General features: G+C 72.6%; 1 protein-coding gene. It reads left to right on the top strand.

What is annotated here, in order from left to right; all coding sequences use genetic code 11:
- On the top strand, positions 1-303 hold a 303-nt coding region (locus R5H29_RS14870), incomplete at both ends, for a molybdopterin cofactor-binding domain-containing protein (protein ID WP_332329375.1).

Here is a 303-nt window from a genome sequence, read left to right as displayed (position 1 = left end):
AAGTTCCGCCAGCACATGCTGCCACTCGGCACCCGCCACCGCGCGCTGCTCGATCTGGTGGCGGAAAAATCCGGCTGGGGCACGCCGTTGCCGGCGGGGCAGGGCAGGGGCATCGCCCTCACCCAGGGCTTTGGATCGATCGTCGCCCAGGTCGCGGAGGTCGCCGTCGCCGCCGATGGCGCCGTGCGCGTCCGTCGCGTCACCGCGGCCGTCGATTGCGGCGATCTCGTCCACCCCGATGCCGCCGCCGCGCAGATCGAGGGCGGCATCATGTTCGGCCTCGCCGCCGCGCTCTACGGCGAA

Origin of the sequence: Stenotrophomonas sp. A3_2, from assembly GCF_036624925.1 — a bacterium.
GTDB classification, from domain to species: domain Bacteria; phylum Pseudomonadota; class Gammaproteobacteria; order Xanthomonadales; family Xanthomonadaceae; genus Stenotrophomonas; species Stenotrophomonas hibiscicola.
Note: the sequence above shows the minus strand (reverse complement) of the source record. Positions and strands in the feature narration are given on the sequence as shown.